Source organism: Anabaena sp. CA = ATCC 33047, from assembly GCF_963870205.1.
GTDB lineage: Bacteria > Cyanobacteriota > Cyanobacteriia > Cyanobacteriales > Nostocaceae > Trichormus.
Map to the genome: position 1 here is coordinate 96692 of NZ_CAWMSA010000067.1, position 16434 is coordinate 113125.

Below are 16434 nucleotides of genomic sequence, written 5' to 3' on the forward strand. Positions count from 1 at the left end.
ACCTCCGGCATTTTCGCAACTACCAAGAGCAAAAGGTGGAATTTACTGCTGCTAAAACGATTTTGGTGGGGAATAATGCTCAGGGTAAGTCAAATTTATTGGAAGCAGTCGAGTTACTGGCAACATTGCGATCGCATCGGATGGCACGCGATCGCGATTTTGTCCAAGAAGGTGAACCAGTAGCCCAAATTCACGCCATCCTAGAACGGCAAATCGGCGTGAGTGACCTGAGTTTAACACTGCGGCGTAACGGTCGCCGCAGTGTTGCCATCAATGGCGAGTCTGTGCGGCGACAAATGGACTTTTTAGGAGTCCTCAACGCCGTTGAATTTTCCAGCTTGGATTTAGAATTGGTGCGTGGTAGTCCTGAAGTCCGGCGTAACTGGTTAGACACTCTCTTAGTTCAGCTAGAGCCAGTTTATGCTCACATTCTCTACCAATATAATCATGTGTTACGCCAACGTAACGCTTACTTAAAAACTATTCCCGACTCAGCCACCAGCGTTGATCAATCAGCCTTGGCGATTTGGGATGCCCAGTTAGCGACTACAGGCACAAGAGTAATTAGAAGACGCGATCGCGCCCTGCAACGACTTGCACCCCTCGCTGCTGCTTGGCACGCCAGTATAAGCGGCAGTACAGAAGTGTTACAAATTAACTACGCCCCCAATATTCCCATCACCCAAAACCAACCCGAAACCATACAGCAAGCCTTTTTAACAAAAATCCAACAGCGCGCCCAAGCCGAACTCTACCGAGGTACTACCCTTGTAGGGCCGCATCGTGACGAAGTAGAATTAACCATCAATCAAACACCAGCCCGCCTTTACGGTTCACAAGGACAACAGCGCACCCTAGTATTAGCACTCAAACTAGCAGAATTACAGTTAATTGAAGAAGTCGTCAAAGAGCCGCCCTTACTCCTGCTAGACGACGTTCTCGCCGAATTAGACCCCTTTCGCCAAAATCAATTACTCGATGCCATTCAAGACCGTTTTCAAACCTTAATTACTACCACACATCTCAGTTCATTTGATTCCCAGTGGTTGAAATCCTCGCAGATTCTCCATGTCAAAGCCGGAGAAATCTATCCCACAGATGGGATGTTATGAAACCTTGAACAGATAAGTGTTTATCATTCAAAGAGTCGATTGTCAATGAGTAAATCTTGCATATACTGATATGTATAGTAAAAATAAATTTTTGTAAAGCGAGGACTACGAATGTACATTGTACAGATTGCCTCGGAATGCGCTCCTGTAATTAAAGCAGGAGGTTTGGGGGATGTTGTCTACGGCTTGAGTCGGGAATTAGAAATCAGGGGTAATTGTGTCGAACTGATTTTACCTAAATATGATTGTATGCGCTATGACCATATTTGGGGACTGCACGAAGCCTACTTAAACCTGTGGGTACCCTGGTATGGCGGCGCAATTCACTGCACTGTGTATTGCGGTTGGGTACATGGAAGGCTGTGTTTCTTTATAGAACCCCATTCCCAAGATAACTTCTTTAATCGTGGCTGCTATTACGGTTGTGATGATGATAATATGCGCTTTGCCTTCTTCAGCAAAGCCGCTTTAGAATTTCTCCTGCAAAGCAACAAACGCCCAGATATCATCCATTGTCATGACTGGCAAACAGGCTTAGTTCCCGTGATGCTGTATGAGATTTACAAATATCATGGCATGACACATCAAAGAGTTTGTTACACCATCCACAACTTTAAGCATCAGGGAATTGGTGGTGTGCAGACACTCTGGGCGACAAACTTAAATCGGGAGTCGTACTACTTCCAATACGATAAACTGCAAGACAACTTTAACCCCTTTGCTATTAACTACATGAAAGCGGGTATTGTCTACTCTAATGCAATCACCACAGTTTCACCCCAACACGCCTGGGAAGCAGCATACACAGAAGTAGGTTGTGGTTTAGGTCATACTTTGCATTTACACCGTGACAAATTCCGTGGCGTGCTGAACGGTATTGATTACGATTTTTGGAATCCAGAAACTGACCGTTACATTCCCCATAACTATAATCAAGAAGATTTTGAACAAAAACTGTATAACAAAAAAGCTTTGCGGGAACGGCTGATGCTAGGACAGAGTGATAAACCACTCATTGCTTACATCGGTAGATTAGACCATCAAAAAGGTGTGCATCTTGTCCATCATGCCATTTATCATGCTCTTAATAAAGGCGCGCAATTTGTATTACTAGGTTCTGCCACAGAAGCCGGAATCAATGCACATTTTCAGCATGAAAAACAATTTTTAAGTAGCAATCCTGATGTTCATTTAGAACTAGGTTTTAATGAAGAATTATCTCACTTAATTTATGCTGGGGCAGATATGATTATTGTCCCTAGCAATTACGAACCCTGTGGCTTAACACAAATGATCGGTTTGAAGTACGGCACAGTACCGATTGTGCGCGGTGTGGGTGGACTGGTAAATACAGTATTTGATCGAGACTACGACCAAAATATCCCACCAGAAAAACGTAACGGCTATGTATTCCATCAAACTGATCACGATGCTTTAGAATCAGCGATGAATCGCGCCATTGATTTGTGGTATCAGTCTCCTGACGCATTCCGCCAGCTAGCTATCCAAGGTATGAAATATGACAATTCATGGAATCATCCAGGAGGAGAATACTTAGATATTTACGACTGGATTAGATATCAGTGGTAAGTCAGGGTTAATTAATACAGGACTTACGCAACTGGCACATTAGTAGGGTGCGTCAGAGGAACATTGTCTGGGTATAGTGAGGTTGGCTCGCACTGACGCACCCTACATTTTGGACTACATTTTGGAAATTTTTGATCGGCAAGGCACAATCGAAGCACATTAGTAGGGTGCGTCAGAGGAACATTGTCTGGGTATAGTGAGGTTGACTCGCACTGACGCACCCTACATTTTGGAAATTTTTGATCGGGAAGGCACAATCGAAGTGTCCCGAATCACGGTTCAATGACAGAATACAGCAATTGAACTGTTGAATTTTGTATGGCTGGATAAATATTAGCTCAGGAATAGGGAACTATAGAGACGCGTCAGCAGTATTTGAGGCCATATTTATGGTTTTTTCGCGAAAATTACCGCAATTTTGCGGAATTAGCAGATAAATTCGGGTGACATTGAGTCAATGAGTTTTTTGGTTTACGCGGAAATACGGATAAAAACTGAGTTAAATTCTGTTAATTTCACAGTGTTGTGTCTGTAGTTATAGCGTAAAAGTGACTGATAAGGTATCTGGCTTGCTTAAGTCTTTACCTTTTTTTGACTTAATTCAACCCAGTGTCTACTAATTTCAGTACAAGCATCTCCAATAACCATAGCTTACTGATTGATGGTTTTCATGGAGTTTAGCCACAACTCTCTGGTTCACGGTTTTGGGTTGGCAGCTATACAAAACTATTGACTGAGCCTTGGTAGGAATTGTGGTGAGGCTGCTGCACAAATTTAGCCTACACGTATGGAATTTAGCTGAAGTAAAAGCAACATGAGCACAACTCCTATAACTAGCTACAGGTTAACTCAAAAACTACATCCCATATCTTTATTAGCACAACTAACCAGTCGTTGTGCTACTGGATGCTTGCGTGTATTTACAGGTGCAACGTTTTGGTCAATTTATCTAGAGGAGGGTAAACTTACTTATACTTCTTATTCTGAACAGGGGTTTGAACGTCTTGATTATCACCTGCGGCGGTTGAGTCAAAAAATTCCCAGTCTCAACACTGCCACTCGTGTACAAATGCGCCTGATGTTTCAACCCCAGATTGAAAGTCAATCCCTCCCTTATGCTGATTATCAAGCAATTTGTTGGTTAGTTGAGCAAAACCATCTTACACCTAAGCAAGCAACTATCCTCATAGAAGAATTAGCTAAAGAAGTGCTGGAATTATTTCTAGTTGTCAAAGAGGGAAGCTATGAGTTTTATTCTGAACCGGATTGGCAAGCACTGCCAAAGTTTTGTCATTTAGACTTGCGTTTATTAGTGGAATGCTGTCAAAAGCAGTTACGAAATAGACAACGTGTTCCATCTTCAACTAATACTGCTGTCAGTTCTCCGGTGGAGTCGGCAAATCAACCACCGCAGACTCAAACATCACCACGAACTGGGCAACAACTATCAAAATTAGATGGTGTTGAAGCTGTAGATAATCGAGGACAAAAGTTAGGCCAGTCTACTGTCAGGAAAAGTTTATATACTATTGCTTGCATTGATGATAGTCAAGCAGTCTTGAATTCGATCAAAAGCTTTTTAGATGAGAAGGTTTTTACTGTTGTTCTCATTAATGATCCATTAAAGGCTTTGATGCAAATTTTGCGGAGTAAACCTGATTTAATTCTCTTAGATGTAGAAATGCCAAATTTAGATGGCTATGAATTATGTTCTTTATTAAGGAGGCATTCAGCTTTTAAGAATACACCCATTATTATGGTGACTGGTAGAACAGGATTTATCGACAGAGCTAGAGCAAAAATGGTAAGGTCTTCTGGTTATTTAACTAAGCCATTTAATCAATCCGATTTACTGAAAATGGTGTTTAAACATCTTGAGTAAAGACAGGATGTATTTCCGATGCTAAAATCGCACCGCCAAGCACGACAGTAGGGGTTTAGCATTGCTCAATCCCTACTCCCCACTATTTGCAATTTGATTGATGGCAATTATTTTGAGGAGATTTAGCAGTGAGTATAACTTTAGTTGGCACTATTTTGATTGTAGAAGATTCGCCTAGCGAGTTAGAATTAATGAGCTATTATCTGCAAGAAAGTGGTTACAATGTTGTCAAAGCTTCTGGGGCAAAGGAAGCAATGGAAAAAGCTTTATTACAACAGCCTGATGTAATTGTGACTGACGTAGTAATGCCGGGGATGAGTGGTTTTGAGTTGTGTCGTTCGCTGAAAAAGAACCAAATTACAGAGAAAGTACCGATAGTTATTTGCAGTTCTAAAAATCAAGAAATTGACCGATTGTGGGCGATGAAACAAGGTGCTGATGCTTATCTCACTAAGCCATACACACGGGAAGATTTGCTGGAGGCGATTAAATCATTAGTGCTTTAAATCTATGAATAATTTACCAATTAAACTAGATATCAATCACAACAAAAATCAATTAGGTGATGGCTATCTCAAGTTTCAACTGAATCATCAGACTGCGGCTATTTTAGCTATGAGTTATATACAAGAGGCGGTAATTTTACCTGTGGATGCTATCACGCCCATGCCGAATATGCCCGCCTGTATTTTAGGGTTAATGAATTGGCGCAGTCGCATAATTTGGGCGATTGATTTGCCGAGAATGCTGAATTTAGAATCTTTAGATAATCGGTTGCGGCAATACCATGTAATTGTGATTAAGGTAGAATCACTGTTGTTGGGTGTAGTTGTGCAGGAAATTAAGGGAGTGACTAAGTTGATGCCTGATGAAATTCGTTCGCCTATAGGGCAGGTGGCATCTAGTTTAGTACCTTATTTGTGTGGTTGTGTTGTGCAGCCAGAAGAAATATTTTTGGTGTTAGATGCACAACCTATTGTAAATTCTCCTGTGCTGCACAATATTTAATTGTCGAAAAATCAGTTTTAGGGTTCTGATTGATGATTTAGGAAATGTAACTAGGTTTCATAAAAACGATATGGAGCAGAGTGACGATACTCAAGGTTAGTCAGCGTTGATGCTATCGAAAAATATGAATGGTAAGTCAGAACAAATAAACAGTATTATTCATGAGCAAACCAGTAGTAAATATTTGAATTATCCTGTGAAATCTTTAAGAAGTTTGAGTTTAACTACAAAAGCAGTAATTTTCGCGATCGCAGTTGGTACACTACCTATATTGACTATCGGCACAGTCGCCTATAATCTGCTCAACAAGTCAATCACCCAGCAAATTACTAAATCTCAGCAAACAGAAGCTGTTGGGTTAGCAGATACAGTTAACCAATTTCTGTTAGAACGTTATCAAGACATTCAAAATCTCTCTTATCTGCCATCTTTCACTAATCAGCAAGTTAGTGGCAATATCACAAATGCAGCAAAACAAGCATTTCTCAATCAAATTATTCAAACGAAAAAACACTATGACAGCATTGCTATATTTGATGTCCAAGGTAATTTAGTGGCTGAGTCTACAGGCAAATCTATAAATAATCAAAAATCCCAGCGATATTTTCAAAAAATTTTACAAACCAATTCTTTGGTGATTAGTCAAGCCGAAGCATCCAGTATTTATATAGCCGCACCAATTAAAGAGATACTTACAAATAAAACTCTGGCGGTGGTGCGAGCGCGGATGCCGATAAAATCTATAGAAACAGTAATCAAAAATTACTCCAAGAATGGACATACATATAGCTTGCTTGACTCAACAGGAAAAATTAGGCTGAGTTCTGTCACAGATTTATTAAATAAACAAGCAACAGCCGAGTATCCCGGTTTATCGCCCATACTAACTAATCAAAAAATTGCTAGTTTCACGACAACCAGACAAGTTAATCAAAAAGCAGAATTAGTTAATTATGTGCCGTCGGAAAAGCTGCAAGGATTATCACAACTGAAATGGCAAATTTTATTTACCACAGATGCAGAAGTTTTATTTACAGCACAAAGACAATTACTGTGGACGATAGGTATAGGGACAATATTAACAGCTTGTGTTGTAGGTGCGATCGCAGCTTGGTTAGCACGGCGTACCACACAGTCGATTATCACAGCAAATGCAGCTTTGGCACAGCTAAGTCAAGGTGAATTTCCTCCTAGTTTGCAGACAGCAACACCAGACGAACTAGGGGTATTAAATGCCAATATTAACCAAGTAGCGGCGCATTTACAGACTTTAGTTACGCAAAAAACATTTATCATCCCTAACTTTGACAGCGAACAACCACCAGACACCCTGCAATTACAACTTTTAGAATTGCTCACAAGTGTAGAAGGGGCAGCAAGCGGCGACTTAACAGTACGTGCTGATGTGACAGCCGGCGCAATTGGTACGGTTGCTGACTTTTTTAACTCTATCGTCGAAAATTTGCGGGATATTGTCACCCAAGTCAAACAAGCGGCGAGTCAATTAAACACAGCCATCGGTTCTAATGAGGGAGCAATTCGCCAGCTAGCCGAAGAAGCACTTATCCAAGCGGCGGAAATCAACCGCACTCTAGAGGCAGTTGACAAAATGACTAATTCCATGATAGAGGTTGCCTCCTGCGCCCAACAAGCGGCTACGGTTGCTAATCATGCCGCCCAAACCGCTAACAAAAGTGAACAAGCGATGGATTTGACTGTACACAATATTTTGTCTTTGCGGGATACTGTGGGTGAAACTGCCAGGAAAGTCAAACGTTTAGGGGTATCTTCTCAAGAAATTTCCCGCGTGGTATCCATCATTAATCAAATCGCTACCCAAACCAACTTGTTAGCTATTAACGCCAGTATCGAAGCGGCGCGGGCAGGGGAAGAAGGGCAAGGTTTTGGGGTGGTGGCGGAAGAAATTGGCGAGTTAGCCGCTAGAAGTGCCACAGCTACCCAAGAAATTGAGTATATCGTTGAGAATATTCAACGGGAAACCAGCGAAGTAGTCAAGGTAATGGAGGTTGGTACTACTCAGGTAGTTGAGGGTACGCAGATTGTGGAAGCAGCAAAACACAGCCTGAGTCAGATTTTAGCAGTTTCCCAACAAATTGATCGTTTAATTCAGTCGATTTCTACTGCTACGACTTCCCAGGTGGAAACATCACAAACTGTGAGTAAATTAATGCAAGATATTGCGGCGATTTCCCAACGCACCAGTGACTCATCGCGTATACTTTCCCAATCTCTACAACAAACTGTTGAAATTTCTCACCAGTTGCAAGAAACTGTTGGTACTTTTAAAGTCAGTTAGGCAGTGGGGAAAAATAAATTCAAAATTCAAAATTCAAAATTCAAAATGACTAATAACTAATGACTAATAACTAATGACTAATAACTATGTCACAAGATAAAGAATTAGAAATCCAGATGCAATTTCTGGAAGAAGCGGCGGATTATATTAATACCTTAGAGGGGGTATTATTAGCGGTTGACACCAGTCACCATATTGATTTAGATAAAATTAATGGTGCTTTGCGGGCTGCTCACTCTATTAAAGGTGGTGCAGCGATGATGGGTTTTCGGGTTTTAAGTGATTTGGCTCATCGTTTAGAAGATTGTTTTAAAGTTTTGAAAACCCGGAAAAATTCTTTAGAAATTGATACGCAATTACAAAGTTTATTGCTTTCTGGGGTTGATTGGTTGCGGCAAATTGTGGCGTTACTGGCTGAAGGCAATGCGATAGAAGAAGACTGGTTAGTTAACTTTTGTTATCCGGTGTTTGAGCAATTGCGCGATCGCTTGGGTGAACCTACTCCAGAAGATGCAGCTACTCTGCTGTCTACAGATGAGGGACAAGATATTATTCCCTTGCTGTTTGAAACCGAGGTGGAGGGATGTTTGCAGCGTCTAGAGTCGGTGTTAGCTGATAGCCAACCGTCAGGCTTACAGGAAGAAGTGGCGATTATGGCGGCGGAATTAGGCGGTTTGGGGGAAATGTTACAGTTAACGGCTTTCACCGAACTGTGTGCATCTATCCAGCAACATATAGAAAATGCGTCAGGCGATCGCATCTTGGCAATTAGCCAATTAGCACTGCAAACATGGCGGCGATCGCAAGCGTTAATTTTAACGAATCAACGGGATAGATTACCCACAAAATTAGTGATTGAGCAATTAGCAACTCCAACTCAAACACAATTAAAACCAGCCGCCATCACTCCCGATAAAGATGTTGAGCCAGCTAGCACAACCAACGATCATATTAACCATGAACTAGCGACGGTTGATTTTATTGAAGCTTACCCCATATTGGCAAAAGAAAATCATCTCACAGATACTAAAGTTAGCGAAGCCAAAACCGAACAGATTACAGTCGCCAAAGACAGGGAAAGTCAACAGGATAATACAGTCCGAGTACCTAGCAAACAACTAGAGCAAATTAATGATTTATTTGGGGAGGTAATTGTTCAACGCAATGGCATGAATTCCCAACTAGAGAAACTGCGAAAACTGGTGAGGAATTTAACCCAGCGCGTGCGAATTTTAGAGCAAGAATATCAGGAACTCAGGACAAATTATCGTCAAGCCACCGCCAAAAATCTCATACCTGTAGGTGGAGAATCCTTAGCTGAGAGTGGCGAACATAGCCCAAACATAGATAATGACTTGGATACTTTAGAAATATTAGGACAGAACGCAATTAATTTGCGATCGCAAACAGTATCAGAAACTATTGTACAAGTCCAAGAAGTCGCCACAGATATTCAACTCAGCCTAGACGACACCGATCAAATCGCGCGCAAATTTAACAAAACATCAAAACAATTACAAACAAAACTCAACCAGATCCGTATGCGTCCCCTATCGGATTTAGTTGAGCGTTTTCCGAGAGCCATTCGGGATTTAAATGTCGAATATGGGAAAAACGTCCAGTTACGAGTTATCGGCGGCGACACTTTAATTGAACGTAGCATTTTAGAAGCATTAAATGACCCATTAATGCACCTGTTAAGAAACGCCTTTGATCATGGTATCGAAGAACCCGCCACCCGTCGCGCCCTGAGTAAACCAGAACCAGCCTTAATTGAAATTACCGCCACACACCGAAGTAATCGCACAATCATTACCATGCGTGACGATGGGCGGGGTATTTCTCTAGAGAAAATTCGCAACCGTGCTTTAGCAATGGGAATAGATGCCACCCTACTAGCTAACGCCACTGATGAAGAACTGTTGTCACTGATATTTGAACCCGGATTTAGCACCTCAGAACGAGTCACCGCATTATCAGGGCGCGGTGTGGGGATGGATGTAGTTCGTAACAACCTGAAACTGGTGCGCGGTGATATCACAGTCGATACACAAGCAGGAGTAGGAACAACTTTCACCTTATCAGTACCGTTTACCCTGTCTATGGCAAGAGTGCTATTAGTAGAAAGCAATAAAATGCTGTTAGCATTCCCCACCGATACAGTCGCGGAACTCTTCTTATTCCAAGCCGAGCAAGTATCATCAATGGCGGGTAGCGAAGTCATCAACTGGCAAGGAAATACGCTACCATTCATCCGCCTAGGTAATTATTTAGAATTTAACTGTCCCCGCTACGATAACCCAGAATTAGAAACAAGTCCAGCCATTAATACCGCCAGTGTGTTAATCGTCAAAAGTAATCAACCAGTGGCGATACAAATAGATCGATGCTGGGGTGAGCAAGAAGTGGCTATCCGCCAAGTCGAGGGCAATATCCCCCTACCCACAGGCTTTAGTAATTGTACCATTTTGGGAGATGGGCGAGTAGTATCCTTAGTCAACACCAACGAATTGCTCTATTGGATTGCGTCTCATCAGCGTACCCCGAAAAACAATCAACTACCATCAGCTACATTAAAAACGCCCTTCCTGTTTTTCAACAGTGGTAAAGTACCCGCACCCGCTACTCAGCACAAAGGCACAATTTTAATTGTGGATGACTCAATTAATGTGCGTCGCTTTTTAGCACTGACTTTAGAGAAAGGTGGGTATCAAGTAGAACAAGCTAAAGATGGTCAAGATGCCTGGGAAAAATTAGAAAATGGTTTGCAAGTCCAAGCTGTGATTTGCGATATTGAAATGCCGCACCTTGACGGCTACGGCTTCTTAGAGAAAGTCAACTCTAGCATTGGCACGAATAATTTACCAGTGATTATGCTGACTTCTCGGAGTGGCAATAGACACCGACAACTAGCGATGCAATTAGGGGCGCAAGCTTATTTTTCTAAACCGTATAATGAGCAAGAATTACTCCGCACGCTAGAAGAAATTATCAGTAATTTCGGATAAAAATAAAGTTTGTAATTGAAACTAGGGATGTTTTTCCGAAAAATGTCACTAAAAATACATATTTTTGTCGTCAGCTTGGTATAGAGTGGGAGCCAACCTAGTTGGTAATCCCCTGAGTCTGGCTTGAAACTAATCTAAAGCCTGTACTACTATACCTCCGCTTAATTGTCATTAACACAACTTGCAGATGGATGAAACATAATCCATCTGCAAATTCTTTTAAAGTCAACAAGTGTAAGTAGCAATGTCAGAACAATCAGATTTTCTTTCTCACCTCTCTGACTTTCTCTATCCGCGTAGTTGTTATTATGGTCAATTTAAGCCAGAGTATTTAGTCTTCAATGCCAATTTACAAGAGTTTGCCCAACGGGTGAACTATATCACTAACCTGCAAACTAACGGGAAGCTGTCTCCCCAAGAAGCATACCAGGAAATCAAAAGCCTGTGGAAACAGTTAAAAGCCGCTAAGAAGCAACTGGGAGTTAATTCAATGGATGATATTTCTAGTTCTTGAGCTTGTAGAGACGTTGCATGCAACGTCTCTACACTGTAGTAAGGAATTTAGTCCTTAGTTAACAAGATACTTAGTTAACAAGATACTACTTGCAAAAGCCTTAACCTTTGTGTCTTTGCACGCCAGTTGCTACAAGTCTGGCAACCCAACGCACTGGCTCGCCTTTGCGCGAACCTAATTTATATTACCGACTAAGACACAAAGACTCAAAGGACTGAAGTCCTTACTACAAACATTAATTGCAACCGAACGCACTGGCTCGCCTTTGCGCGAACCTAATTTATATTACCGACTAAGACACAAAGACTCAAAGGACTGAAGTCCTTACTACAAACATTAATTGCAACCCAACGCACTGGCTCGCCTTTGCGCGAACCTAATTTATATTACCCACTAAGACACAAAGACTCAAAGGACTGAAGTCCTTACTACAAACATTAATTGCAACCGAACGCACTGGCTCGCCTTTGCGCGAACCTAATTTATATTACCGACTAAGACACAAAGACTCAAAGGACTGAAGTCCTTACTACAAACATTAATTGCAACCCAACGCACTGGCTCGCCTTTGCGCGAACCTAATTCATATTACCCACTAAGATACAAAGACTCAAAGGACTGAAGTCCTTACTACAAACATTAATTGCAACCCAACGCACTGGCTCGCCTTTGCGCGAACCTAATTCATATTACCCACTAAGACACAAAGACTCAAAGGACTGAAGTCCTTACTACAAACATTAATTGTACTGGAAAAGCGATCGCCTGATGTAATGCCAGATTAACCCAGCTACAATTAACCCTAAACCAATTTGCCAGATAGCAGACTCTACCCAAAACGCTAAAAATAAACAAGATAACAATCCTATCCAACCTATCCATGTCGGGTATAGTCTTTCGGAGGCGGGAAGTTTTAAGGCGGCATAGTTGGTGATGGCGTAGTAGATTAAGACGCTAAAGGCACTAAATGACCAGGTTGTTTTGACGTTGCCTAATAATACCAGAAAGGCGATCGCTATTCCGACAACTATCACCGCCCAATAAGGTGCAGTTTGGGCTTGATTCAGTCGTGCTAAAAATCTCGGAGCATCTGCACGTCTACCCATAGCCAGCAATACACGAGATAAGCCCAAGATTAAATTTAATAATACACCTAACATCGCTGCGATCGCACCAATCGCCAAAACCACAGCCGCACCCGCACCGCCCACACTCCGGGCGACAACTTCCAAAGGTGCAGCTTTTACTTGTCCGGTAGCATTAGCTAAAGTCTCCACACCTACAGCACTAATCCCTACAGTTGCCACCGTCATATAGAGTAACATCGTCAGCAGCAAGCAGACAATCATCGCCCTGGGAATAGTTTCTCGCGGAAAACGTGCTTCTTCCCCCATAGTTGCAATCCGCCCATAGCCAGTGTAAGCTACAAACATCAACGCACTAGCATGAAGCACATACCCCCAAGAATTACTGAAAAAAGGCGTTAAATTATTTACCCCTTCACCCACCGCACGGGGCAGACAAATCAGCGTAAAAAAGCCCAAAGACAGCAGCGTAACCGACACAATCACGATATTAGTCAGATTCGAGCGTTTAATTCCACTCAAAACAACTAACGTCATAATTAATACAGCCAACACAGCCAGAGGAATCACCCAAGTAGAACTGACACCCAACAGATTCAGCAAATAACCAGCAAACCCTAACGCCGCCGTCGCCGCCGAAGCCGACTTAGCCACTAAAAACATCCAACCTGCGGTAAAACCAAAAGCCGGAGTGAGATATTTATAACCATATTCATAAGTACCACCACTGACGGGATGATTAGCAGCCAGTTGTGCGCTATTGAGTCCGTTGCAGGTAGCGACAATTGCCCCAATAGCTATTGCCAAAATGACGGCTGATCCGGCGATACCAGCCGCAATACCAATACTGACAAATACACCCGTACCGACAATCGAACCCAACCCCATGATTGTCGCACCAAACACCCCTAACTCTCGTTTCAGTTGGGGTGGTGAATTGCTGACGGACATCTAATTTATCTCCCTCGTTTAGCTGATGAAGATGTAGCATTTATTGGAGAGGATACCATAACAGTTTTGAACGAAATCTAGAGAAGAAAAAGGGAAAAATGTAGAGACGTTGCATACAACATCTCTACATTTGTAGGTAAAACACATCTTGCACCTGTTCCTTGATGATAATTTTTGTAGGGTGGGCATTGCTTGCAACTTGCTGAAAGCCTTAGTTTTACGTAATTAGCAATGCCCACCGGACGCTGATTGAGAAAGGTGCAAGATATGACGTAAGCTTGATGTCGCTGTCAGTCAGGACTAAGCCTCGACTTTGACACCACGCCAAAAAGCGACATAACCCTCGATATTCTTAGCTTTGTCCTTGGTGGTGGGATAGTACCAAGCTGCATCTTTGTTAACTTGTCCATCAACGGCGATGCTGTAGTAACTCGCCACACCTTTCCAGGGACAAGTTGTGTGAGTATCACTGTCTTGGAAATACTGCTTGTTAATTGCGTCAGGGGGGAAATAATGGTTTCCTTCGACGACAACGGTTTTGTCGCTTTCAGCTAAAACAGCCCCATTCCAGATTGCTTTTGCCATCAGTGCGTTTGTTAATAAAGTTTACATTTATATTTTGACACCTTCACCTTTTAAAACACGGTGTGTTCTTCCAAGTGGGCGGTGATTTCCTGTCGAGTTCGCCAAACCGGACGCAATTGTTGACGAATAAAAAATTGCAGTTGATCGCCAACATGAGGTGAATGAGGTTGAGTAGCATTCCCATAACTGGTGATAGCCATTGCTTTTATTGGTTGGGAAAACTCCACAGCCGCAACGTAAGAGTCACCCGCGACTGCTTGAAACTTCCCATCACCGACTGGGGCAAAATTCACTACACGGAAAATACCTTTATCTCCATCACCACCATTAGCGGGTAAATCTAAATTGCCATACCGTAATCGGAAGACATCACCCCAAGCTACATCTAGGCTGCCATAGGTTTTTTCTAGTTTTGCTGCTACCTCTGCTAGTGCTTTGACTGCACTTTCAGGATTAGCCAAACCATCGGGTGTTGTGTGTGGGTGTTTTTCATCCCAAGGAGTGCTAAACACCTGATCTAAATCTATATTGTCCACCCAGGAGTTAAACAAGACAGCACCTCGGCTATTGGCATCGGCTTTCCGATTCCACGCTGCTAAAACCTCGGCGGCGCGACGTGTTAATTCATCTCCTTGTTGTTGTGCGGCAGGAATTAAATCATCTAAAATTCGCTCTGCCAGTTCCATCTGGGTAGAATGTTTGTAAGCAATCATTTCCTCAAAGGAAATACTTTCATCCTCTGCTAACATTTTGGCGGAATGTTGCGCCCGGAAATCCATCGGCCACTTTGGTGCCATATAGGAAGGATAGTTTTCGGCTTTGATGGCGGTGGGATAAGTAGTAGTCCAAGGTGGATCATTGGCATTTTGTAACCAACCACTGGGGGGATCAATTACTCTCGGCAAATCTTGATATGGGTGGATTTTAGTCCACAAAGTTTGAGATGTATCACCAGGAATCATGTTTTGCCAATAGGTAAAGTCTCCTTTTTGACGCACAGGTACTAGACCGTTGAATAGGTGCATAATATGACCATCACGGTCTGCATACATGACGGTAAACATGGGGAGTTGTAAGCGTTGCAATGCTTGCTGAAATTGGGTGAGATTTTTGGAGGTTGCCATATTCCACCACTGTTCTAAAACACCAGGGCGATCTAAACCAACCACACGCAACGCTACGGCTTTACCTTGTTTGTTGCTGACTATAGGGCCGTGAATTGAAGTTTTAACTGAGAATATTTGCTCGCGCAATGAGCCATTTTTTTGCTTGATTTTTAAGGAAAAGTTAGCTGTTTCAAAGGGGCGAACTTTGCCATCAAAAAGATAGCCGTTTTGTTGTAATTTGAGTTCGTAGGCATCCCAACCGTCGTGAGTGTTGACGGTATGAGTCCAACCTAAGTTATCGTTGAAGGCGATCGCTAACACGGGAATACCTACCAATGTGGCCCCATAAGCATCAATTCCTGGGGCGGTAATTTGGGCTTCGTACCACAAAAATAAATCTTTCCAAGGCAAGTGCGGATTAGCCAATAGCATCGCCTTGCCACTAGCAGACTTTTTTGGTGCGATCGCCCAACCATTAGAACCGGCTGGCAACTGAGGCTTAGTAATATCTGCTACATAACCCGGATTGACCACAAAAGTAAACAGCAACACTCGTTGCAGGTGGCTGAATACATCCTCTGGCTTCACAGGTAACACTGCCTTGACTTCATCATCAATTAAATCGGGATGTTTTGTGGCATAGGCATTAATTCCATCGGCAAAGGCATCTATGTAACTGCGAAACTTAGAACTTTGTGCTTTATACCAAGCACTTCCTCTGTTGGGTACACCCATTGTCAATACCCATTTGTCGGAATCTAGATATTTCTCGCCCCAATATTCCGCAGCCCTTCCCCGTGCTTGTCCGTAGAGGCGCAACAGCAAGTTACCATGACTTTGCATTTGCGCCCAACCAAAGGCGTGAAAAGCTCCTTGGGTGTTATTACCGTAAATATGCGGTATGCCGTAGGTATCCCAAAGAATTTCTGTATCTTTGGGTGCATAGCTAATACTTTGGCTACTCACTACCAATGTAAATATAAGGCTGAGTAAAAAAGGTAACAACTTTTTTAAGTGTTTCTGCCAGCCCAAAGGACTATCAAGCTGAGTGTTAGCCGTAAACAACATTTTCTAATGAGATTTATTTGCAATAAACACTAAGATATAATAGAACATCTGTCAAGTTTATTTGAGGCTTTATTAAACCAACATAACGATAAAGACTATCAATAAGCTTAGACAGACCTTATAGGGCGGAGAGTGTGAAATTTCTAGACATTGAACTGCTGATGTGTGAAACTTTAAGTAAATTCTACATATAATAAGCTTTTTAGTG

At 42.3% G+C, this 16434-nt stretch carries 11 protein-coding genes; 8 read left to right on the forward strand and 3 right to left on the reverse strand.

Annotated features, from left to right (window positions below):
* From recF to AACS98_RS20035, 8 genes are all read left to right on the forward strand, one after another.
* Positions 1 to 1112 (forward strand): DNA replication/repair protein RecF (recF, locus tag AACS98_RS20000; RefSeq protein ID WP_084386947.1); only part of this gene is annotated, 1112 nt, incomplete at its 5' end.
* A 111-nt stretch (positions 1113 to 1223) separates the two neighbouring features.
* Positions 1224 to 2702, forward strand: coding sequence for a glycogen synthase GlgA (gene glgA / locus AACS98_RS20005; RefSeq protein ID WP_066383104.1), 1479 nt, complete (start codon positions 1224 to 1226; stop codon positions 2700 to 2702).
* 814 nt (positions 2703 to 3516) lie between these two features.
* Positions 3517 to 4584, forward strand: coding sequence for a response regulator (locus AACS98_RS20010; protein ID WP_066383107.1), 1068 nt, complete (start codon positions 3517 to 3519; stop codon positions 4582 to 4584).
* A gap of 128 nt (positions 4585 to 4712) precedes the next feature.
* Positions 4713 to 5090, forward strand: coding sequence for a response regulator transcription factor (locus AACS98_RS20015; protein ID WP_066383109.1), 378 nt, complete (start codon positions 4713 to 4715; stop codon positions 5088 to 5090).
* Positions 5091 to 5094: 4 nt separating this feature from the next.
* On the forward strand, positions 5095 to 5592 hold the full coding sequence (locus AACS98_RS20020; protein WP_066383112.1) for a chemotaxis protein CheW: 498 nt from the start codon (positions 5095 to 5097) through the stop codon (positions 5590 to 5592).
* Between the two features lie 109 nt (positions 5593 to 5701).
* The gene (locus AACS98_RS20025) at positions 5702 to 7909 is read left to right on the forward strand and encodes a methyl-accepting chemotaxis protein (RefSeq protein ID WP_082803824.1); all 2208 of its coding nucleotides are present in this window, start codon (positions 5702 to 5704) and stop codon (positions 7907 to 7909) included.
* An 86-nt stretch (positions 7910 to 7995) separates the two neighbouring features.
* The gene (locus tag AACS98_RS20030) at positions 7996 to 10917 is read left to right on the forward strand and encodes a hybrid sensor histidine kinase/response regulator (protein WP_066383115.1); all 2922 of its coding nucleotides are present in this window, start codon (positions 7996 to 7998) and stop codon (positions 10915 to 10917) included.
* 244 nt (positions 10918 to 11161) lie between these two features.
* On the forward strand, positions 11162 to 11431 hold the full coding sequence (locus AACS98_RS20035; RefSeq protein WP_066383116.1) for a DUF7219 family protein: 270 nt from the start codon (positions 11162 to 11164) through the stop codon (positions 11429 to 11431).
* Positions 11432 to 12171: 740 nt separating this feature from the next.
* On the opposite strand, the gene AACS98_RS20040 is transcribed toward AACS98_RS20035, so the two are convergent.
* From AACS98_RS20040 to AACS98_RS20050, 3 genes are all read right to left on the reverse strand, one after another.
* The gene (locus AACS98_RS20040) at positions 12172 to 13467 is read right to left on the reverse strand and encodes an APC family permease (RefSeq protein WP_066383117.1); all 1296 of its coding nucleotides are present in this window, start codon (positions 13465 to 13467) and stop codon (positions 12172 to 12174) included.
* 300 nt (positions 13468 to 13767) lie between these two features.
* Positions 13768 to 14052 (reverse strand): DUF427 domain-containing protein, encoded by a 285-nt coding sequence (locus tag AACS98_RS20045; protein WP_066383125.1) that lies wholly within the window; start codon positions 14050 to 14052, stop codon positions 13768 to 13770.
* Positions 14053 to 14102: 50 nt separating this feature from the next.
* Complete coding sequence (locus AACS98_RS20050) at positions 14103 to 16226, reverse strand: acylase (protein WP_066383128.1); 2124 nt, start codon at positions 16224 to 16226, stop codon at positions 14103 to 14105.
* Between the last annotated feature and the right edge of the window lie 208 nt (positions 16227 to 16434).